This is a genomic window from Rufibacter immobilis (assembly GCF_003721565.1).
GTDB classification, from domain to species: Bacteria; Bacteroidota; Bacteroidia; order Cytophagales; family Hymenobacteraceae; genus Nibribacter; species Nibribacter immobilis.
The window spans coordinates 551,151-572,937 of the sequence record NZ_RJJE01000001.1 but is presented as its reverse complement, the minus strand read 5'-3'; the positions used below and the strand labels follow the sequence as shown (position 1 = coordinate 572,937).

The 21,787-nt window shown below is 52.1% G+C and carries 13 protein-coding genes; 3 read left to right on the top strand and 10 right to left on the bottom strand.

The features are described from left to right. Window positions 1-88: 88 nt before the first annotated feature. Window positions 89-784: a phosphoribosylformylglycinamidine synthase subunit PurQ gene (gene purQ / locus EFA69_RS02390; protein WP_123131467.1), complete on the bottom strand. Its 696-nt coding sequence runs from the start codon at window positions 782-784 to the stop codon at window positions 89-91. A gap of 129 nt (window positions 785-913) precedes the next feature. Here purQ and EFA69_RS02385 point away from each other — a divergent pair, with 129 nt between their 5' ends. Beyond that, complete coding sequence (locus tag EFA69_RS02385; protein ID WP_123131466.1) at window positions 914-1,798, top strand: YicC/YloC family endoribonuclease; 885 nt, start codon at window positions 914-916, stop codon at window positions 1,796-1,798. A 54-nt stretch (window positions 1,799-1,852) separates the two neighbouring features. Continuing rightward, window positions 1,853-3,964 (top strand): M43 family zinc metalloprotease, encoded by a 2,112-nt coding sequence (locus tag EFA69_RS20645; protein WP_148041231.1) that lies wholly within the window; start codon window positions 1,853-1,855, stop codon window positions 3,962-3,964. An 83-nt stretch (window positions 3,965-4,047) separates the two neighbouring features. On the opposite strand, the gene EFA69_RS02375 is transcribed toward EFA69_RS20645, so the two are convergent. From EFA69_RS02375 to EFA69_RS20640, 9 genes are all read right to left on the bottom strand, one after another. After that, window positions 4,048-5,322 carry a M28 family metallopeptidase gene (locus EFA69_RS02375; protein ID WP_183906660.1) on the bottom strand — a complete coding sequence of 425 codons (1,275 nt, stop codon included), beginning with the start codon at window positions 5,320-5,322 and terminating at the stop codon, window positions 4,048-4,050. Between the two features lie 34 nt (window positions 5,323-5,356). After that, window positions 5,357-5,731, bottom strand: coding sequence for a VanZ family protein (locus tag EFA69_RS02370; protein WP_183906659.1), 375 nt, complete (start codon window positions 5,729-5,731; stop codon window positions 5,357-5,359). Window positions 5,732-5,741: 10 nt separating this feature from the next. Next, window positions 5,742-6,122 (bottom strand): glycine cleavage system protein GcvH, encoded by a 381-nt coding sequence (gcvH, locus tag EFA69_RS02365; protein WP_123131462.1) that lies wholly within the window; start codon window positions 6,120-6,122, stop codon window positions 5,742-5,744. A gap of 57 nt (window positions 6,123-6,179) precedes the next feature. Beyond that, on the bottom strand, window positions 6,180-13,199 hold the full coding sequence (gene sov, locus EFA69_RS02360; protein WP_245964471.1) for a T9SS outer membrane translocon Sov/SprA: 7,020 nt from the start codon (window positions 13,197-13,199) through the stop codon (window positions 6,180-6,182). Between the two features lie 138 nt (window positions 13,200-13,337). Further along, window positions 13,338-13,928, bottom strand: a complete 591-nt coding sequence (gene ruvA / locus EFA69_RS02355; RefSeq protein ID WP_123131460.1) for a Holliday junction branch migration protein RuvA — start codon at window positions 13,926-13,928, stop codon at window positions 13,338-13,340. Between the two features lie 152 nt (window positions 13,929-14,080). Further along, entirely contained in the window at window positions 14,081-16,348 is a 2,268-nt protein-coding gene (locus EFA69_RS02350) for an NADP-dependent malic enzyme (protein WP_183906658.1), read from the bottom strand. Between the two features lie 208 nt (window positions 16,349-16,556). Next, window positions 16,557-18,104: a lytic transglycosylase domain-containing protein gene (locus EFA69_RS02345; protein WP_123131459.1), complete on the bottom strand. Its 1,548-nt coding sequence runs from the start codon at window positions 18,102-18,104 to the stop codon at window positions 16,557-16,559. Then, window positions 18,104-19,540 carry an Asp-tRNA(Asn)/Glu-tRNA(Gln) amidotransferase subunit GatA gene (gene gatA, locus EFA69_RS02340; protein ID WP_123131458.1) on the bottom strand — a complete coding sequence of 479 codons (1,437 nt, stop codon included), beginning with the start codon at window positions 19,538-19,540 and terminating at the stop codon, window positions 18,104-18,106. Before gatA ends, EFA69_RS02345 begins: the two co-directional genes overlap by 1 nt. 3 nt (window positions 19,541-19,543) lie before the next feature. After that, a complete protein-coding gene (locus EFA69_RS20640; RefSeq protein ID WP_123131457.1) occupies window positions 19,544-19,921 on the bottom strand; it encodes a Sec-independent protein translocase subunit TatA/TatB in 378 nt (125 codons plus the stop codon). Window positions 19,922-20,158: 237 nt separating this feature from the next. On the opposite strand from EFA69_RS20640, the gene EFA69_RS02330 reads away from it, so the two are divergent. Then, window positions 20,159-21,247 carry an endonuclease/exonuclease/phosphatase family protein gene (locus tag EFA69_RS02330; RefSeq protein ID WP_148041230.1) on the top strand — a complete coding sequence of 363 codons (1,089 nt, stop codon included), beginning with the start codon at window positions 20,159-20,161 and terminating at the stop codon, window positions 21,245-21,247. Window positions 21,248-21,787 lie beyond the last annotated feature (540 nt).

The following is a 21,787-nucleotide window of genomic DNA, read 5'->3' as shown; positions in this document are numbered from 1 at the left end:
TGGCATAAAACAGCAGCGCCTCCTTAGGTTAAGGAGGCGCTGCTGTTTTATAGATCAGGGACCTTATTGTAAAAGGAAAGCGATGAACTTATGCCTGTACGGTCGCCTGTAAAAGGGCTTCAAACATAAGACGGCCGTCTGTGTTGTTCAACTCTGGGTCAACGGCGCGCTCTGGGTGAGGCATCATGCCAAACACGTTTTTGTTTTTGTTAGTAATGCCCGCAATGTTGAGCACACTGCCGTTGCAGTTGCAGATCTCATTCACTTCGCCGTTGGCATCGCAGTAGCGGAACATGATCTGGCCGTTGTCTTCCAGTTGCTTCAGGGTGTCCTGGTCAGCGTAGAAGCGTCCCTCGCCGTGCGCAATCGGAATTTTGTAGGCTTTGCCGGGCTCTAGCAGGGTGGTAGGCAAAATATCTGTGTTCTCTGGCGTGATGTACACGTTCTGGCAAATGAACTGCTGGCTGGTGTTGCGCAGCAAGGCTCCGGGTAGAAGGCCAGCCTCGGTCAAGATCTGGAAACCGTTGCAGATGCCCCACACATATCCGCCGGCGTTGGCAAACTTCACCACTTCCTGCATAATGGGCGAGAACCGGGCAATAGCGCCCGAGCGCAGATAATCTCCGTAAGAGAAACCTCCTGGCAGCACTATGAAATCACAGTTCTGCAAATCATGGTCTTTGTGCCATAGGCGTACAACTTCCTGCTGCGTGGTTAGTTGCAGAGCATCAATGACATCTTGGTCACAGTTGGACCCCGGGAAAACGACAACTCCAAATTTCATATCCCAAAGATATAGAAAATACCTAACCTACACAGTTTTCTCAGGCACAGAAACTCGTAGAAAGGCAGAATTGACGCAGAGTGGAGCTTTTTTCCTAAATTTACTTTTTATCACTTTACGTGCCATTGTATGTTACTATCCATGACAGGGTTTGGGTCTGCCAGCCTGGAGACCGATGCTTACACCGTTAACATTGAGCTGAAATCGCTTAACTCCAAATCCATGGACTTGAGCGTGCGGGTGCCGCGCAGCCTTTCAGACAAGGAGTTGGAAATCCGGAACACGGTGAGCAAGAGCTTGGTGAGGGGCAAAATAAACCTGTCTATTGAGGTAAGTAAAAATAAATCTGGGGCTACCCGCAGCCGCATCAATACAGAGTTGCTTTCCCAATACTACCAGGAACTGGAAACCGCCGCCAAAGCCTTGGGAGCGCAGTCGCCAGATCTGTTCAGGCTGGCCCTGCACATGCCAGACGTGCTGCAGACAGAGGCCGCCGAAGAAGTCAAGTCTGAAGACGTGGCCTGGGAGCAGGTGCAGCCGTTGCTGCTGGAAGCCATCCAGAACTTCAACACCTTTCGGGCCGACGAAGGCAAAGCCCTCACCACCGAGATTGTTTCGTATATAGACCGCATCAGAATCCTGCTGGCCGAGGTGGACAAACATGACCCTACGCGGGTAGAGCAGATCAGGCAGCGCATTCAGGGGCACCTGGCCGAGATCAGTTCCTCGGAGTCTTTCAACCAGAACCGCTTTGAGCAGGAAATGATCTATTACATTGAGAAACTGGATATTGCCGAAGAAAAAGTGCGTTTGGTCAACCACCTGCATTATTTCACAGAGACCGTCTATTTACCTGAACCAACTGGTAAGAAATTGGCGTTCATCTCGCAGGAAATAGGTCGTGAGATCAACACCATAGGTTCCAAAGCCAATGATGCCACCATCCAGCGGTTGGTGGTGGAAATGAAGGAAGAGCTGGAGAAAATCAAAGAGCAGCTGAACAACATCTTGTAGCAGATGCTGGTTTGGGCCTAATTCCTGAAAAACACCCCCTAAACGTGCAGAAACATGGCTCAAACCATACGTGTTGTTCTTTTTCTTTTTATCCTGAGCCTAAATGTAGCCGTGGCGCAAACTCGGGTTTGTGCTACCATGCAGCACGTGGAGCAGCTGGGGAAAACAAAGCCCAACCTGAGGGCGCAGTTGCAGCAACAGGCCCGCGTAGGAGGTTTTAAAAAACAGAATGAAAGAAGAGCGCTGGGCGGTGTGATCACCATACCCGTGGTGGTGCATGTGGTCTATGGAAATGCGGCCCAGAATATCTCGTTGGCCCAGATCCAGTCGCAGATAGCTGTCCTGAACAAAGACTTCCGGCGGCTGAACGCCGATGCCAACAGAACCCCAGACCTGTTCAAAGACGTAGCCGCCGACGCTGAAATTGAGTTCAAGCTGGCCCAGCGCACTCCAGACGGGGAGCCCACCACCGGCATTACCCGCACCAAAACCAGCGTGGCAGATTTCAAGGTAGATGATGCCATGAAGTACAGCGCCTATGGCGGGAAAGATGCCTGGGATACAGAACAGTACCTGAACATCTGGGTAGTGCGGCTTTCAGAGGAGGTAAACGAAGATGCGGTATTGGGTTACGCCCAATTCCCCAACATAGGATCGCCAGAAACCGACGGTGTGGTCATTGACTATCGGTATTTCGGGACTACCGGCACCGCGGTGGCACCTTTCAACTTGGGCCGCACCACAACCCATGAGGTAGGGCACTGGCTCAATCTCTTCCATATTTGGGGCGATGAGGAGTGCGGAGATGATCAAGTAGCCGATACTCCTACCCAGAAAGAAGAAAACACCGGCTGCCCCAGCTTCCCCAAAGCCAGTTGCAACAACACCAGTGATATGTTCATGAACTACATGGACTACACCAATGATGCCTGCATGAACCTGTTCACCATAGGACAGAAAGATGTGATGCAACAGGCGCTTACCCAATACCGCCCCGGTATATTATCTTCATTGGGGGCTACGGCGCCGGTGGTGCCAGATCTGGAGGCGGCTCTGGTAGAGGTGGTTTCGCCACGGGCGGTACTCTGTGAAACGTCGCTTTCGCCGCAGGTAGTGGTGCGCAACAGAGGCAGCCAAACCCTTACCTCTTTGCAGATAAGGTACCAGCTAGACAATGCGCCGGCCCAGACGTATGCCTGGACCGGTTCTATTGACTCCTTCCAGAACGGCACTATTTCCATTCCGGCCCTTCCGGTAGCATTGGGCCAACATACCATCCGCTTTTCCATTATCTCCAGAAACAACAGTACCACAGACGCCAACGCCGCCAATGATGTGATTTCGGCCGCTTTTCAGGTACAAATAAATGCCCTGCCGCTGCAAGAGGGATTTGAAGGAACTGTGTTCCCGCCAAGTGGCTGGACAATCAACAACCCAGGACAAGATTTAACCTGGGCCCGCACCACCATGGCGGCTAAAATCGGAAAAGCCTCGGCGTTTATGCGCAACAGTGAATACCCAGTTAATGGGCAGGTAGATGAATTGGTGCTGCCGCCTCTGGACTTAAGCTCCCGTACTTCGCCAAAACTTACGTTCCAGTTGGCGTATGCGCTCATCTCAGAGCAAGGATTCTCAGACACGCTGGAAGTTTGGGTTTCTACCAACTGTGGGGAGACGTACCAGCGCCTTTACCAAAAGTATGACAAGGCTTTGACCACGGCTACACCTTACTTTACCGAAGATGAGTTTGTGCCCACCGCTGCCCAATGGCGCTTGGAAACCATTGATTTGTCTGCCTATGCCTCGGCTAAAACAGCGCTCATCAAATTCCGGCACGTCACTGACTTTGAGAACAACCTCTACTTAGACGATGTGAAGGTAGACGGTACACCTTTGGGGGCCGCAGAGGAACTGGCGCAGCAAGCGGTAAAAGTAACACCAAATCCAACTACCGGAGTGGTGGTGATCACTTCGCGGGAGGCGGCTGTTTCCAGTATTCAGGTTTGTACGGCTCTGGGGCAGATCTTACAGGAGGAAATAGTTACCAGGCAAGCCAAAGGGCAGCCTCTAGAGCTTACCCTCCAGGGCAGAGCCAGCGGACTGTACATCATTAAACTGAATACAGACAAAGGAGTGGTTGTCCGGCGGGTGCTGCTGGTGCGGTAAAGGCTATATAATGTTTTAAGATGAATTGCGTTTAGGGGCTCTTTTTCGGGAAAGAGGCTCTAAACGCAATTTTGTTTTACCGGCTACAGCGTCATCACAAACGCCTGAATAAGCGCCATGACTTCTTTGAACTTGGTGAGCGGTAAGGTATCGGGCTTATCCTGCGGGTGATGGTACTCTGTGGTGGTACCGCCCAATGTGTAGAAGAAAAAAGACGGAACACCCTGCTCAGAGAAGAAGTAATGATCTGAATTGGCGGCTTTGCCCCGGCTTTTAAGCTGAGGAAGAAATTTGTGCTGCTGATTCAACTGCTGCAGGATGGAGAACTGTTTGGGGAACACACTTCCGTTTACCACCATCAGTCCTTCCTCGCCGGTGCTCATCAGGTCCAGGTTCAGCAGGAATTTGATGTTCGCCAGCGGGAAAAGCGGATGCTCTGTATAATAACGGGATCCTACCAAACCGGCTTCTTCCCCGGCAAAGGCCATAAAAACGATGGAGTAGTCAGGCGTATTCTGGGGTTGGGCATACCAACGGGCTAGTTCCAGAAGCATGGCGGTGCCGCTGGCGTTGTCATGGGCTCCCGGGAAATAAAGATCTTTGCCCTGGTGCCCCAGGTGGTCATAATGCGCGGTAACCACTACAAAAGAATCAGGTTTTACTTTGCCTGGAAGGTAGCCAATGAGGTTCTGGCTTCGGTACCCGGGCTCCAGACGGGCGTCTACGGCAAATTTTATCTTTTTGGCTTTGGCAGGCCAGGCTTTCTCCAGTATTTCCAGCACCGGGAACGGCAACTGCTCCCTGCCTATAGTGCCCATCAGCTTTGGCCCCGGGTTCCGCACCAGTACGGCAGCCACGCTCCTGAGCTGCGGCTGAAAAGGCTCAGGCAGGGCCAGTAATTCCCTGAAGTGGCGTTGGTGCACTACCAGCACTTTATTCCGGAGGTTATTGGTCAGGAACTGTTGGGCTACGTCTATGTCTTTGAGAATAAGGGTATCAATGTCATAGACTTTGCCTTCGCCGGCCCCGGCTCCGGTACTGCCATGCGCCATAAAATCAACGCCCGGCACCAATGCTTTCCCGTCTATCTCCAGCTGAAGGCGGTTGTCTAGGATGTTGACCGGGAGAGTGAAGTTCTGCCGGTAATTGGGGGTAAAGGAGCGCAGACCAATGGCCGCGTACTGGCTTTGCAGGTAATTGGCGGCCAGGCTATCGCCTTTGAAGGCGTAACCTCTGCCATGCAGCGCGGGAGCAGCTAAGTCTGTAATAGTTTGCCTGACCCGGGCCATGTCCTGTGCCTGGGCGGTGAGGTTGCATAAAAGAAGGAGGAAGGAGAAGAGAGGAAGCCGTTTTTGCATGTGTGCGTTTAGAGCCTGTTTTTCTGAAATTAGCCTAAAACCGGCGGAAAAACAAAACCCAAACAACCAGGCCCAAGAGACAGCCAATGGTGTTGCTGAGGGCATCTACGGGGTCTGCGGCCCTGCCCAGCCCCATAGCGCCTTGCAGCACCTCCACTAGCACACCATACAGCACTACCGCCAGAAAAGAACCGGCTACCAGACCCTTGGTCAGTTGAACGGCAGGATCACGCTTAAAACTAAGGAGAAGGAGAAACAGCTGGCCCCCGAAGAGCACGGCGTGGACCAATGAATCAAAGGTGAGGAAGTCCCATTGGGGAGCGGGAGGAAGGGCTTGGGCAGGCAGTAATGTTCCCAGCAGGATAAATACTGCCCACCCCAGCGCCAGTGCATAATAGGAAAAGCGCACTAAAGATATGTTATGCGCCTACCAGTTCGCGGTAAGCATCGGCTGAAAGAAGTTCAGCTACTTCAGCTTGGTTAGAGATAGACATTCTGATCATCCAGCCATCGCCGTAAGGGTCAGAGTTCACCAGCTCAGGGCTGCCGTCCAACTTCTCGTTCACCTCCAGTACCTGGCCAGACAATGGGCTAAACAGGTCAGAAACAGTTTTCACGGCTTCTACGGTACCAAATACTTCTTCTTTAGCTACGTCTTTGTCTAAGGTGTCAATGTCTACATACACAATGTCACCTAATTCACGCTGTGCGAAATCAGTGATGCCTACATACGCTACATCGCCTTCAATCCGGATCCACTCGTGGTCTTTGGTGTATTTCAGCTCCTCAGGGAAGTTCATAAGTGTTTATTTAAGTTTGGTTCAAAATTACATTCTTTTTGGTTCGCACCGCAAGCCTTAGTCAGATAAACTGAACCGCAGCTGAATGCCGCCCTCGGTGACTGTGTTCCGGAACGCGTTGGCCACTTTAGGCTCATTGATGTTCTGCGTGAAGTAGAACTGTAGGTTCAGGCGCTGGCTCACCACGTAGTCAATGGTAGGCCGTATCTGCACCTGTAGCGCCCCGGCGGTGGAAAGGTTGTTCTGGTACTCGTTTCCGTCTGCGTCTACGGCAATGGTCCGCTGAATGGTTTCATTGTCTCTGATGGTGAAGTCCAGACGCATGGTCAATTCGTTTTCCAGGGTGCGCTTGCCGCCTATCTTGAACGGAAGCTTGAAGTTGGTGGCGCTGTAGCCAATGCCCACCACCACGTCTTTGATGCCGTTCTCCGTTACCTGCGCGTTGGTCATGTTCAGCAAAAGGTTCCGCTGGGTTTTGTACTCCACCCGGCCGGTGATCTGGCCTTTGGTCCGGAAATTAATGCCAATCAGCGGTGACATGCTTTCTGTGATAGATACCTGGCCAATGATGTAATACGGGATTACCTCACCTTGCTCATTGGCTCTGTCTGGGAAGCCGGAGGGGGCAAAGCTATAGTCCAGCGCGGTACTGAAGTTAGCCACCGTATAAGTAGACTGGTAAGCGTGGTTCAGGGTAAACGAACTGAAATACTGCTGAAAGAACGGCAGCGTAGACAAACCGTTGTACACCACGTTCCAGTTAGGCAGCGGAATGGCGTCAAACGGTTTGGTAGGCTTGGCTTTGAATCTATTCACGTCTTTGCCCTGGTAGGCATGCAGGAACGAAGGAATCAAGACATCCTGAGAATTCAAGCCGTAGAGGCCCGGTCCCGGATTAGCGGCGTTCAGGCGGCTGGCAATGGCTGCCCGGTTCCGGATGAAGTTCTCAAATGCTTCTGAGGCATTGCCAGATCCAGATTCAAACAGCGTCCCGATAGAGATGAACGAAACCCGGTATGACCCGGTCGTGAATGGATTCTGGCGTTGCACCACCAATGCGGAGTCGCGGCGGTAGTACACCTCATCTATCTCAGACTTGTTCATGACCCCGTCTAAGGTAATGATGAAGTTTCTGAACGGTTCAATGGTGGCGCGGGCCGTGAGGTTCACAGATTTCAATGAACTCAGCGGCGTGTTCAGGTACTGGCTGCTGTCTGTGTACCAGCCTTCGCGGTTGGCCCGGTTGAATAGTTCATCCAGCTCATACTGCTTGCCCAGCACAAAGTCCAGCCCCGGCGCTCCAAAGCCATCGGCTAACCCAAAGTTTCTAGCCGTTGGCAGGAAGCCTGGCAGTAACGTTCCTTCGGTGCGGGCATAGGTAAAATTCACAGACCGCGCTGACATCAAGGCCCGCAGGATACCTTTCATGACCTTGTTCTCCCGCTGTTGCGTGGTGTCTGCCGCCGCAGTTTGCCCTGGCCGCACCGATTGCTGCCGTATGCCCGGGTTAGGAGACGCTTCATTGGCGGCCTTCAGGAACTTGACCTTGTTGTAGAGACGTACCAAATCCAACTTACCGCTAACGCTGGTTTCTGTGCTGTTCTCAATGGTATTCCCCAACTGCAAGGTGTCATTTCTGCTAAGCGCCGTAGAAGCCGAAGTCCAGGTGAAGCCAGCTTGGTAGCGGGCGTCGCCGGAGACCCAGTCCGTCAGTGGGAACTTGTCTAGCGGCAGGCGGTAGGTGAGCGCAATCAGCTGGTTAAAGTTGGTGTTGCGGCCAAACCGTTTCAGGTTATGCCAGATCTCCTCATTCTTCCAGCGCAGGGTATCTATCTCCTCATTAATGCGGCCGTCTGGTTCATCTACCACTGCCCGGTTGGTGGCGGTGTAGTCAAGCGTCAAGCTCTTAGTAAGATCCCACTTCACATCATAAATCCGGTTAAAGAAGAACGCTTTCTGGAACGTGGGCATGAACCCGGCCGTGTCTGGTAAACTATACGGCGAGGTACGGCCCTGCAGGAATGTTTCATTGTACCGGCGGTCTAAGTCAGCTCTAATAGAGATCCGGCTAGGCATCAGGGTGAAGTTGAACTCCCGCAGCCACCGCAGGTACGGCGACTGGAATGCTTTCGCTTCTGCAAACGGAGTATAACTCTTAGGGGCGTTGTTGAAGTTATAGGCAATAGATCCGTTGTAAGTTTTGGAAAAATTCCGGTCTGTAGAGATATCTGTGTGCAGCACCTCTGTGTAAGCATAGGAGAAGGAAAGGTTCTCTATGTCATACAGACGGCTTTTAGCCTCTGGGTCTGTCTTCTCTTTCCTGACGTTGAGCAAGTTGATGCTCTTGGTCGTAGTCTGACTGACAACTTCCTTGCGGTAATTTTCCCGCTCATTGCCCTCGTCAAACTTCTGCAGCGATAGGTCTAACTCTGTATCACGGTCCAGCGGGTCAAAGCGAGGTTCGCTAATGGTGGTTCCATACTGCACCGAAACCGGTACCACTAAGCCTAATTTGGAAGGCAACAGTTTCTCGGCGGCCACGTTGGCGGTGATGTCAAACTGACCAGTAGTTTCACGGGCTCGTTGGGCTGCCCGTTGCTGAATACCACCAAAGCCTACGGTGGTGTAAGAACCGGTGGCGGTAATGTTGGCGAAGTCAGCTAATTTCACGTTGGCTCTGGCGGTGGCGGCCCAACCGGCGGTACGGTCAAAGTCAGACACCCGCAGTTCATTCACCCATAGACAAACTGACTGTGAGGACTTGTCTTGGGAAGCCGGATTCTCCAGACCAATCATGAGGCTTTGCACATCACTGAAGTCTGGGTTACCTACCACTCTAAATACCTTGCCGTCTTCCCTGGTTTCTGCAAATACCTGGTTCATAGGGAAGCCTGCCTGGTTTCTTCTGGATTTCAGCTTGATAAATTCCTCAAAGGCGATGTCAATAAAGTTCTGCTCATTCCAGATCTGGTAAGGGTCCCGACTTCCCTGCGGGGTTATCTTGAGCGGGATAGAATACTCATAGTAGTTCTGCGTGAAGTCTGTACCAATTCTAACGAAGGCATTTACTTCATTGTCTTGGGTGCCGGTTGGGCTCTGGGCGTGCACATACATTTTCAGGCGCTTGTAGATGAGCATGTCTTGTGACACGTTCTTGTACACGGCCTTGCTGAAAGAGTCCCTCAGGTTCTCCACACACAGCTGCAAAGACTGCTCGTTCTGCCGGCGGTTGTTCGCCGATGAATAATCGCGCTGTCTTTCTACTCCGGGTGGCACCACGTAAGGAATGGTACCCGCGTCTACCTCTCCGTTTTCCTCTATGCTAACCGTAGAAACGTTGAACGCTGAGGCATCAGAATCACAATCTCCCACGCAAGGTGCGCCGTTGGCTAGAATGGCATTGTAGGTACGCCACTGGTTAGACACAAACTGCATCTGCACCATACGGACTACTACTGGCTGGGCAAACTGAGTCATATACATCCGCATGAACCGGATGGATTTAAAGCCCTGCATGTTGTTCACGTTGCCCGTTGGCTTGCGGACCGGTATCCTGAACTGAAACCAACGCACACGGTTTCCGCCGGCGTCTACAGAATCAACCCGGTCTACAATGTAGTTATCGCCTACGTTCAGGCGGTTAGGGCGCAGGTCAATGCTGTACTCATAGTACTGTTCCAGATCACTGATGACATTGTCTTTGTTCAGGTCTTCTTTGTCTGGAAAGGCATTGGAGGAAAGATTGCTGTTGACCGGTGAATTGCCCTCCATGCCGTTGAAGTCTTTGTAACGACCCAATACACCTACATTGTTAGCATCATAGGTGCCGTCTAAGTGGTGACGGAAGTTATCGGCAGAGGGGTCTTCTACGGTGCTGTAGACACCTTGAAAGAAAGCACGTTCATCGCTGTCATTCAAGCCATCAAGACCAATGTCCTGAAAAGGGCGGGAGCCGGGTTCATTATCGAAGGCATCGGTAAGGAACTGGTTCCTGGTCACCCTACCCCAGGCGGTTGGCTCGGTAGCCTGAGGATTCCCGTCTGTAGGCAGACCGTTCTCAAAAGCGTAGCGCTGGTCTTTAAGGAGGTCCTCTGAGATATTCCCCAGGTTGAAAACCAATTTACCGTTTTCATCAAGACTGTTCTGGGCATCATCTAACCCTGTGATAATGCTCCGGCCCCGGTCTCCCTTAATGAAAGGGTCCAGCATCCAGAACTCCAGGTACTCAATGTTGGCGTTGTCAAAGTTGTTGTCAAACGAGATCTCGCGGCTAATACCGGCCCAGTTGCTGCGGGCGTCTTGGTTTAGGAAGCGTCCGTCACTGCTTACATTAGGGTTATAGTTGTACTGGCCGCGCTCTCTGGGGTAATACGCCAGGTCAAAGGTATACTCAAAGGAGTTGTTCGTTTCTGGGTCACGGTTAGGGAAAATTTCCCGCCGCTGGACCCCGCGCACGTAATGGTTTTCCAGTTCTTCTCTGGTGATGTTGTTCGGACGGAGGTTGTTGGCGGTGTAGTAAATCTGGTCAATGGTATACCAGGCTAGTTTTGCTCTGTTATAGGCATACGCCAAACCGGTTGCTCCATTGATCAAAGGAGCAGGAGTGGCAGATAATCGCCAGGCATTGCTATTGAAACCACCCAGAGAGTAAGGGGTTTTGGCATTCTCAAAGTCATCTATGTAAGAAACGCCATCTTCCCCTTCAAACTTGGTTTTCTGCGGCACCAGTTGGGCTACCTCAGCACCCAGTGTAATGGAAGAAGGCGCTTTGGTTTCTAAAAAAGGAAGTTTATCAGTGAGGCGGGTAAGGAGCCGGGAATCACGGCGGTAGTTGATGTCAAACCCGTAAATGGTGTTGTTGCTGGGCTCGTCTCCAATGTTCACGCGCTGGATGAACGGTCTTTCGCCCTGGTGCAAAACGGTAGCCCCCAAGATAAGGTCATTGTCTACCCGGTAATCAAAACGGGCTCCTAACAATGTTCTGGGTTGGACACTTAGAATGTCGGCTTTCTCATACGTTACCCGCAGGTTGCTGGCACTGTTCAGGTAGCTAGGGTTCAGAATTTTTACCCGCCCTAAATCATAGAATACCTGATAATCCTGCCCTTCCACCAAACGCGTTCCTCCAGAATAGACGGCCACAGAACCCTCGGCGATCCTGATGCCGGGTAAGGTGATCTCGTCTGTGCTGGAAGCCTGGTAACGGCCCTGGATGAAGAATTTGTTTTTCTGGGAGAACTGCTGCGCATCTGTCAGGATAGAGTCATACAGCTCCTGAAACACGTAACGGTTGATGTATTGGTCTTCTGTGCCCGGGGTAAACCGGGAGCGGAGGTAGGAGCCAAACGGTTCTACCTGAGGGAAGAAGATACGCCCGGTTTCCGGGTCAATGGTGATGCCGGTTAAAAAGTCAAAGTTGCCGTCTTTGGGTGGGTCATTGTTGGTGTTCACGTTATCCAGATTGAAAACCTGAATCAACGGAATTCCCTTTAACCTAGACTCATCCTGGAAACTGGTTAAATCGCCGCCGGTAGCATCGTCTTTGTACACTACGTTCAGTTGGAAGTTCTGCCGCTCCAGCTGATTGGCGTTGAGGGAGTAGACGTTTTTCATCATCAGGTCCCAGGTAGGCAGGTTCAAGCCAGGATTAGTGGCACGTAACAGCTTCAGGAAGATGACCTGGTCTTCGGGTACGTTCTGGTAGTCTTCCTGCAGTTCCCCTACTTTATAAGTACGGCCGTTTAAGGTGTATTCAAACGCAACCCCCAGCACCTGCTCTGGTAACAGAGCGGCGTTAAGGGAGATATAACCCAACTGTGGGTTGAATTTATATTCGGTTTGGTCCAGGCGGCGGGCCCGTACGTGTTCAAAGTCAACGGTTTTGCGCAGGCCAAATCCTTCCAGAAAGTTATCTACCTGGGTATTCCCTCTGTTGGTAAGGCTCCCATACAAGTTATTCTGGTTATTCCCGGCTCCGGAACCAGCGGGTAAATTATTGCTGAATCTGCTCTGGAAAGGATTTGGTTCCCCTAAGTCCATGAGCGCGACTACGTTTCTCAGGTTTTGGGTGGCGCGGTTGTCATTGGTGATGTACACCTCCAACCGGCGGATGACAATGCCTGAATTTACGAGCGGCAGGTTGCGCAAGGCTTGGTCATACCGGTTGCGGAAGAACTGGGCCAGGAAGAAGTGGCGGTCACGGTCGTATTCATCGGCCCGAATCTCAAAGCGACGGTTCTGCGCCCCGTTCTGAATGTCTACGGCGTCAATGCTTCCTCTTTGGTTGGCGGCAATGGCCGTCACAGAAAGTTTGCCCAACTGCAGCTGGGCTTTTAACCCGAACAGGTTCTGACCACCCGAGATCAATGAATTGTTGAGCGGAAGACTTACATTACCAGCCTCAATCTTTTGGATGATCTCCTCTGGGTAACCAGTATACTCCAGCTTGAGGTTGTTCTCAAAGTCAAAGTTGGCTTTGGTGTCCCAATTGGCGGTAATGCGCATTTTCTCCCCAATACGTCCGTCAATATTGAGGGCGATGCTCTGGTCAAACTCAAAATCCCCGATGCTCTGCTGGCGCAGCGGAATAGACGGGTTCTCATTCTTATTGAAAAGCGCTCCAAATTTAAGCGTAGCCAACCCGTTTGGTCTGATATCAACGGTGTTTCCGCCAAATAGACGGTCAAAGGTGCGGCCTCCAATGTCAATGGTAGGTACCAGGCGACGACTGGGGGCGGCGGGATTCTGTTCATCTAGTGCGGTAGACTTGGTGCGCCAGTAATCCCTGATGGCTTTTTGCTGCTGATAGCGGGAGTACTCCTCAAAAGTCATGGTGCTGGGATCACGGTAGTTATAACCGCCAATCTGCTCCGTGATTTCAAAGCGCTTTAAACTGTCATCTGGCTCTACCTGTAACTGTACGTTAGAGGGCAGAGGCAGCAACAGCGGAGATAAAGTAGATCTGTTAGAGAAAGGATCTCCTCTTCGGTCCTCAAAAATGAGCTTCGGACGTCTGGAGGGAATATAGCCTTGGTTTTTAATTGTGTCCTGGGGCTCTTCTTCTTCAGGCAACTCCATACGAAAGGCACTTCTGCCCGCCATGGAAAAACTACTAGGCTCGGCCTGAGTTAGCCAAGCCATCAACGACACCAACCCTACTGCGGCTGCAAGAATGTGAGGCTTTCTTTTATAAAACACAAAAAATGGAGAAGTTGCTTAAGATGACTTCAAAGCTAATTTGATCATTTCTTCCACGGTGAGGCCTGCGCCTTCCCGCTTGATAATAGTATCTAAGGTTTTCTCGGCTACATTCTTCGCAAAGCCTAATGTTACCAAAGCAGATAACGCCTCCTCTCTGGAGGTATTGTGCGCTCCAAAAGAGACACTTACGGTATCGGCTCCAAAACCTTTTCTGAACTTGTCACGCAGCTCCAGGATGATGCGCTGTGCCGTTTTGGCTCCAATGCCCTTCACCTGCTGAATGGTGCGTACGTCTTCGCGCACAATGGCTTGCTGAACTTCCTGCACCGTAAGCGAGGAAAGTATCATGAGGCCGGTGTTAGGCCCTACACCCGAAATAGATATAAGGTGCAGGAAAGCGCTTTTCTCCGCTAGGGTCGCAAATCCATAGAGAGTGTGGGCGTCTTCTTTGATGTGCTGGTGCGTGTAAAGACGGCAGCGTTCTCCTTCAGGTAATTGGGTAAATGTATTCAGCGAGATGCGAAGTTCATAGCCTACTCCTCCCACGTCAATGATCACAAACGTGGGATCTTTCTGGGCCAGGCGGCCATCTAAATAAGCAATCATGTAGCCAGCGGAGTAAAGGGTAAAATCAGATCTTAGTTTTATTTCCGTTTAGGGGCTGTTTTTTGAAAAACAGCCCCTAAACGGAATATAAGAATTGTAAGGATGTTATTGCATTACAGACGTGAAAATACAGCAGTACGTACTTATACTGGTTAGAGTTTAGTCTTGGTTTGGGCATCTACCACGGCAATAGCCACCATGTTGATGATTTCACGCACAGAAGAACCTAACTGTAAAATATGCACTGGTTTGCGCATTCCCATCAAGATAGGGCCAATTGCCTCAGCGCCACCCATTTCCTGTAGAAGCTTATAGGCAATGTTACCTGCCGCCAAGCCTGGGAAGACAAGTGTATTAGCGCCCTCATTTGCCAGTTCACTGAACGGATAATGTTCCCGTAATAAATCTGTGTTCAAGGCTGTGTTGGCTTGCATTTCACCGTCAATGAGCAGGTCTGGGTAGCGGAGTTTGGCTAGGCGGGTGGCTTCACGGGTTTTGGTGGGAACCTGCCCAGAGCTAGACCCAAAGTTGGAGTACGAAAGCACCGCTACACGGGGCTCCCGGTCAAAGAACCGCACATAACGGGCCGTTAACCCAATGATGTCTACCAGTTCCTCGGCGGTAGGCTGCAGGTTTACGGTGGTGTCTGCGAAAAAGTACGGCTCTTTCTTGTTTTGCATGATGTACATACCAGCCACTTTGTTCACGCCTTCTTCTACGCCAATGACTTGCAGCGCCGGTTTAATAGTAGTAGAATAGTCGCGGGTAAGACCAGAGATAAGCGCATCGGCTTCGCCGGTTTCCACCATCATGCAGCCAAAGTAGTTGCGGTACCTAACCAGTTTGCGGCAGTCGTACAGAGACAGTCCTTTGCGCTTACGTTTCTCGTAGAGCAGGTGCGCGAATTTCTCGCACTTGGCATCTTCCTCTCTGGGGTCAATGATCACGCAGCCTTCCAGCTCCATGTTGAACTCGGCAATCAATTCATGGATGCGGGCCCGCTCTCCTAAAAGGATAGGGTAGGCCAGTTTTTGCTCCAGCACGGTTTGCGCCGCTTTCAGGATCTTGTAGTTATCCGCCTCCGCGAAAACCACCGTTTTGGGGTTCTGACGGGCTTGGGTAATCACGCGGTTCATCAGTTTCTGGTCTATACCAATACGGGCCTGCAGCTCATGGTGGTAACGCTCCCAGTTCTGGATGGGCTGACGCGCCACGCCAGATTCCATCGCCGCCTTGGCTACCGCCGGGCTTACCGTGGTGATAAGGCGAGGGTCCAGAGGTTTAGGAATGAGATAGGTGCGGCCGAAGGCGATGGTATTATCGCCGTAGGCTTTGTGTACAATGTCTGGCACCCCTTCTTTGGCCAGTTCTGCCAGCGAGTACACGGCAGCCAGTTTCATCTCTTCATTAATTTCCGTGGCCCGTACGTCCAATGCGCCCCTAAAAATGTAAGGGAAGCCCAAAACGTTGTTCACCTGGTTAGGATGGTCAGACCGGCCAGTGGCCATGATCAAATCCTCACGGGTAGCCATAGCGGTTTCATAGGCAATCTCGGGGTCTGGGTTGGCCAACGCGAAGATGATAGGATCAGGCGCCATCAGTTTCACCAGTTCTGGGGCCAGTACGTTACCGGCACTCAAGCCAATGAAGACATCGGCACCTTCCATGGCTTCGGCCAGGGTAGTGATCTTACGGGTGGTCACAAACTGGGCGCGGTAGATATCCAGGTCATTCCGCTCTGGGTTGATGATGCCGTCTTTGTCAAACATGACAATGTTGTCAATGTTCACGCCCAGGGCCAGGTATAGTTTTGCGCAGGCAATGGCGGCAGCCCCGGCTCCGTTCACCACCATCTGGATTTTAGAGATGTCTTTGCCCACTATCTCAAGGGCATTTAATAAGGCGGCGCTGGAAATGATGGCCGTGCCGTGCTGGTCATCATGCATAAGCGGAATGTTCATCTGCTCACGCAATGCATTCTCAATCTTGAAGCTTTCCGGCGCTTTAATGTCTTCCAGATTGATGCCGCCAAATGTAGGCTCCAACGATTTTACAATCTTGATGAACTCCTCCGGGTCTGTGGAGTCTATCTCAATGTCAAACACATCAATGCCCGCGAACTTCTTGAAAAGAACGCCTTTGCCTTCCATAACGGGTTTAGAGGCTTCTGGCCCAATGTTGCCCAAGCCCAGTACGGCGGTTCCGTTGGAGATTACCCCCACCAGATTTCCTTTGGCCGTGTATTTATAAACGTCTTCTTTGTTGGCGGCAATTTCTTTACAAGGCTCTGCTACGCCCGGTGAGTAGGCCAGTGCTAAGTCCATCTGGGTGCTCACCATTTTAGTAGGCACTACTTCTATCTTGCCGGGTTGTCCTTGGCTATGATAATTCAGTGCGTCTTCCTTGTTGATCTTAATCATGTCCTTCTGTTCTCGTGTGTTGGTCTAAATTTTAGTCCTGCTATAGCAAAGCTTGTTGAGCAGGAAATAATTTCAAATTGTTAAGTTTTTTCCACTTCGCCAAGGCGAATATGAAGTGCGTTTAGCGGCCGTTTTTCCTAAATTACCTGAAAAGCAAATAGCATCTCAGGCCAGAGCCGGAGATGCTATCCCTCTTTATTTCCCATAATCAGCCTACAATCAGCTTCATGCCGGGTTTTAACTCGTCGTCTTTCAGCTTGTTCGCTTTTTTAAGCTGCTCCACACTCACGTTGTTGTACCGTTTGGAGATATTCCAGAGCGTATCACCGGGCTGCACGTGATGAATGGTCTGCGGTTTCTCAACTTTGTTTTTTTGCACCACTGCTTTCTTCGCGGTCACTGTGGCAGTGGCGGCATTTTCTGCAGGCGTGTTCTCTGCGTTAGGACCCGCATGTTTAGAAACGGTGGTTTCTTCTGCAGAGGCCAGCAGTTGAGGCTCCGGAGACAGTTTCTGGGTGGCCTCTTTGAGCTCCCTGGTTTCTGGCTTGAAGACTACCAACTTCTGGTTCGCCAGCAAGTTGTTCCCGGAAAGTTTATTCCAAGCTTTTAACTGCTCTACCGTTACGTTCTGCTTTTTGGCAATGGTAGACAGATTATCGCCGCGGCGTACCACGTACATCCTTTTTGAAGTGCTGTCCGGTGTTACGGCTTCCGCTTTGGCTAGCATGGAGGCAGGTACCTCAGGCAGTGGCTGTCTTGTGCGTACAGGAGTTCTATAGCGGGCCGAATCCAGGATAGCCAGCCTGTTTTCCTCCAGCAGCGGTCTTGCATTGGCCGGAATGCGCAGCGCGACGTTTGCCGCGTTGGCCGGAATATGCTTCAGCTTGAGCGCTGGGTTCAGGTTCACAAGCTGGTCTTCGGGCAGGTTCAGCTGCAGGGCCAGTAATTTCAAGTCTACTGACTGGTTGATCAGCAAAGTGTCTGTCTCTATAGGCAACTGCAGATTCAACGGTTTAATGTTGTGGTCTGCCGCGTGGTTCATGGCATAAATCAAGGCCGTGAAGGAAGGCACGTAGGCGCGGGTTTCCTTAGGCAGATAAGGGTAAATGCCCCAGAAGGTTTTTTTGCCGCCGGAGCGCGCAATCGCTTTCCTTACGTTACCCGGACCGCAGTTGTAAGCCGCCAAGGCCATTTCCCAGCTCCCGAACATGCGGTACAGCTGTTTCAGGAATTTGCACGCGGCCTCCGTAGATTTCTCGGGGTCCATGCGCTCATCCAGGTAATGGTTCTGTACCAAACGGAAATCTCGGCCGGTAAAGTCCATGAACTGCCACAGACCAACGGCTTTGGCAGACGAAACCGCCTTTGGCAATAACGCAGACTCCACCACGGCTAAATACTTGAGCTCATCTGGCATGTTGTGCTTGGCCAGGTACTTCTCGAACATAGGGAAGTACAGTGGTTGGCGCTCCAGTACCCGGCGGGTGTATTTCCGGTTCCTAATGGTGAAATAGTCTATCAAACCTCTTACCTGCTTGTTGAACTCCAAAGGAATCTCCTGTTCCAGGCAGCTGAGGCGGTCCTGGATGAGCTCATCGGTTTCTACCGGTATGAACTCTACGGTGTCAGGGAGTACCTTGGTAGTGTCTTTTACTTGCACGGCCGGAAAATCCAGCGCGGTGGTTTGGCGGGCCTGCACGGCAGAACCTAAACCAAGTGAAAGTACAAGGCTAGTAAGAAGGGTAGATGTACGCATTAGGCGGTTATTTGTGGTTGATGGTTCATCAGTTGTTTGGAGAAGGCAAACAATTGCTCCTCGGCAAACGCTTTAGTCATCACTTGCACCCCAATGGGCAGCCCCGAAGAGTCTTGCCCAACTGGTAACGAAATAGCCGGTATGCCTGCCAGGTTTGCCTGAACGGTGTAAATGTCCTCCAGGTACATGGCCAGCGGGTCTTTGGTATTTTCGCCTATCTTAAAGGCGGTGGTAGGCGTGGTAGGTAAAACCAGGAAATCGTATTGGCTTAACAGCTCATCGGTTTTCTCTTTGATGAGGCGGCGTACCTGTTGGGCTTTGGTGTAGTAAGCATCGTAATAGTCGGCGCTTAGCACGAAGGTCCCCAGCATGATGCGGCGCTGCACTTCCTTCCCAAATCCCTCTGAGCGGGTCTTTTTGTACATAGAGGCCAGGTCGGTGGCGTTTTCGCTCCGGAAACCGTACTTCACGCCATCGTAGCGGCCCAGGTTGGAGCTGGCCTCTGCGGTAGTCAGGATGTAGTAGGTAGGCACAATGTAGTCCAGGAAAGGGAACTCTACGGCTTCCACGGTGTGGCCATCGGCCTGTAGGCCATCCAGTACGCCCTGCACGGCGGCTTTCACCTCAGTGTTCAGGCCGGGGCTCTCAAAGGAATCCCGGATGAACCCAATGCGGGCCGGACGGTCAAAGGTGAGGTTCTGGCTGTAGGCAGGAACGGGGCGCTGGCTCACGGTGGCATCAAACTCATCTGCGCCGGCCATTACTTCCAGTAGCAGGGCGGCGTCTTCCACGCTTTGCGTGATCACGCCAATCTGGTCAAAGGAAGAAGCGTAGGCAATTAGCCCGTAGCGCGAGATGCGGGAGTAGGTAGGTTTCATGCCCACTACGCCGCAGTAAGCCGCGGGCTGGCGCACAGAACCACCGGTGTCTGAGCCAATGGAGGCCAGGCAAAGGTCTGCCTGCACAGCCACGGCCGAACCGCCGGAGGAGCCACCCGGCACGCGGGTAGTGTCTATCTCATTGAGGGAAGGGCCAAAGGCCGAGTTCTCGTTGGAGCCGCCCATGGCAAACTCATCACAGTTCTGGCGGCCAATGATCACCGCGTCTTCGGCCAGGAGGCGCTGAACCGCGGTGGCCGTGTAAAGGGATTTGAAACCGTTCAGGATCTGGCTGGAAGCCTGCAGCGCGTGGCCCTCATAGGCCAGCACGTCTTTGATGCCAATCACCATTCCGGCCAATTTACCGGCGGTGCCGGCTTTGAGTTTGGCATCCACTTCTTCGGCTTGCCGTAGGGCTTCTTCCTCAAACACTTCCAGAAACGCGTTTAGGTGGCGTTTGGCGGCAATGTTCTGCAGATAATGCTCTACCAGCTGGCGGCAGGAGAGCGAGCCCCGGCCTATCTCCTCGCGGATAGCGTCAAGGGATGTATAACGCATGTATTAAACGTTGGGGTTGTTGGTTGTAGGGTTGTTTGGGTTCACAGCGGGCTCATTCTGGTAAGGAGCGTTGCCTGGTTGGTTGTAGCCAGGTTGCTGGTTGTACCCACCGTTCGCATTGGGGTTAGGGTTGTAGTACCCGCCGCCGTTGTTCTGGTAGTTTCTGTTTTGGTTGTTGGAATACCGGTCATCATTGGAGGCATTCTCAATGTCGTTCTTGATCTCTTTGGTAGCGTCTTTGAACTCGCGGATACCTTTGCCCAGGCCGCGGGCCAGGTCTGGAATACGCTTGGCTCCGAACAGCAACAGCACGATCACCAATAATGCAATAATTTCGCCGGTCCCTAAGTTGCCGATGAATAATAAGCTGGATAACAACATAGCAGTACTAATAAGGTGTTAAGGATGTAAAATTAGGGTATAATTTCCAATTACCTGACACATTGGGTCAAGTTTAAAACGGTGAGGCGGATGCTCTATTTTAAAGCGTGGCAGAATGTTTAGGTTCCGTTTAGAGGCCGTTTTCGGAAAAAGACCCCCTAAACCGCCAGAACCTACGTTTTTGCAGCGGCTTGCGGTTTTTTGCGTAGGTTTACTTTCGCGTTTAATTTTTTACCTGTGCTCCGGAAGATTCTTTCTTTTCTTACGTCATTGTCTACGCTGTGGCTGCTGCTGGGGGTGGCGTGCCAGTACCTACCGCCGCACGTTTTCTGGCCCGCCGGTTTTGTGGCCATGTCGCTGCCCGGGGCCTTGGTACTCAATGGGTTCCTGCTGGTGCTGTGGCTGTGGCAGCGCCCGCTGTGGGCGCTTTGGCCCGCCTTGCTGATCTTCCTTTTCTGGGGGCAGCATACCCGCTATTTCACCCTCAATACCCCAGACGCCCAACCGGAACCCCAGGACCAGCGCATCAGCGTGCTGAGTTACAACGTGCGGGTGTTCAACGCCTATGCCCATCTGCACGCCAAAGACCCCGGCCTGCCCGAGCGGGAACTGGAGTGGGTGGCCAACCATCCCGCCGATATTCTCTGCTTGCAGGAGTTCTACCACCACCCCACCAAAGCCAAATACAACAGCCGCAAGCGCATTGGCAAAGCCCAGGGCCGCGAAGTGTTCGTAGACAAGTTCCTGGTGAATAAGTCTGGGGCCGAGTTTGGCCTGGCTATTTTCTCCCGCTACCCCATTGTAAACAAAGGCCACGTCACGTTTGACATCCCCACCAAGAACCAGGTCATTTTTGTGGATGTGAAATTGCCCAGCAAAGACACCCTGCGCGTTTACAACATGCACCTGGAGTCTATGGCCATTGAGCAGAAAGACGTGGAGGAAGCCGTGCAGAGCGAGGAAGGCCTCAAAACCAAAGGCCGAAACATTGCCCGCCGCTTGAAAGGCGGCTTTATTGCCCGCAGCCACCAACTGGCGCGCCTCTTGGAGCACATGGAGGCCAGCAGCCACCCCGTTTTACTCTGCGGTGACCTGAACGACCTGCCCAGTTCCTACACCTACCAGCAGCTGCGCCGCCGGTTCAGGAACGGGTTTGAGGAAGGCGGCAACGGTTTCGGGTTCACCTATAATGGTAAATTACCTATTAGGATAGACAACCAGTTCTTCAGCGGCCGCCTGCAACTGCTCCGGTTCGATGTGCTGGAACAGATCCGCTTCACCGACCATTTCCCCCTGGAAGCCACCTACGTCCTCACCAACCCATAAACCTTTGTGTTGTGTTTAGGGGCTTTTTTTGGAAAAAGAGGCGCTAAACGCACGCTACTGGAAACAAGTCCTGAGTCTAGAGTCCTGAGTTCAGTTTTGGCTTAGTTTGGGAAAAAGAGGCCCTAAACGGAAGAACCCACCCCAGCCCCTCCCGGGAGGGGAGTCATCTGCACGAGAAAGGAAATCGCCTGGGAGGTCAGTTCATGCCGCAAGTTTTCTGCCGCCGCTACGCCTATTCCTGCGCCACTTTCCTCCAGTGCCGCCTCATGCGCAAAGAACCAAAAATCCCCTCTTGGGAAGGGTAGGGATGGGTTTACACCTGCTGAGCTTCCGTCACCAACCTCCAACAGCTCTTACTACCCGCACCTGTTCCAGTCTTTCGTTTGAGCGCCTAGAGTTCGACCGTCCCTGAGCGACAGCGAGGCGGGCGGGGAGAAATCACAGCGCGAGGGCGGAAGACGGGGCCCCGCGGCCGTGAGCGCATAGCGGAAACTATGGAATAATACCGCTCATGAAGCCATAGAAAAGCCGTCAAGCCAA

What these genes read in the sequence shown, in the direction of transcription:
- ruvA (WP_123131460.1), bottom strand. Translation starts at nt 13,928, where the DNA reads ATGATTGCTTATTTAGATGGCCGCCTGGCCCAGAAAGATCCCACGTTT.
- gatA (WP_123131458.1), bottom strand. Translation starts at nt 19,540, where the DNA reads ATGCGTTATACATCCCTTGACGCTATCCGCGAGGAGATAGGCCGGGGC.
- EFA69_RS02385 (WP_123131466.1), top strand. Translation starts at nt 914, where the DNA reads ATGTTACTATCCATGACAGGGTTTGGGTCTGCCAGCCTGGAGACCGAT.
- sov (WP_245964471.1), bottom strand. Translation starts at nt 13,199, where the DNA reads ATGGAGTTGCCTGAAGAAGAAGAGCCCCAGGACACAATTAAAAACCAA.
- EFA69_RS02345 (WP_123131459.1), bottom strand. Translation starts at nt 18,104, where the DNA reads ATGCGTACATCTACCCTTCTTACTAGCCTTGTACTTTCACTTGGTTTA.
- EFA69_RS02375 (WP_183906660.1), bottom strand. Translation starts at nt 5,322, where the DNA reads ATGCAAAAACGGCTTCCTCTCTTCTCCTTCCTCCTTCTTTTATGCAAC.
- EFA69_RS02350 (WP_183906658.1), bottom strand. Translation starts at nt 16,348, where the DNA reads ATGATTAAGATCAACAAGGAAGACGCACTGAATTATCATAGCCAAGGA.
- purQ (WP_123131467.1), bottom strand. Translation starts at nt 784, where the DNA reads ATGAAATTTGGAGTTGTCGTTTTCCCGGGGTCCAACTGTGACCAAGAT.
- EFA69_RS20645 (WP_148041231.1), top strand. Translation starts at nt 1,853, where the DNA reads ATGGCTCAAACCATACGTGTTGTTCTTTTTCTTTTTATCCTGAGCCTA.
- EFA69_RS20640 (WP_123131457.1), bottom strand. Translation starts at nt 19,921, where the DNA reads ATGTTGTTATCCAGCTTATTATTCATCGGCAACTTAGGGACCGGCGAA.
- gcvH (WP_123131462.1), bottom strand. Translation starts at nt 6,122, where the DNA reads ATGAACTTCCCTGAGGAGCTGAAATACACCAAAGACCACGAGTGGATC.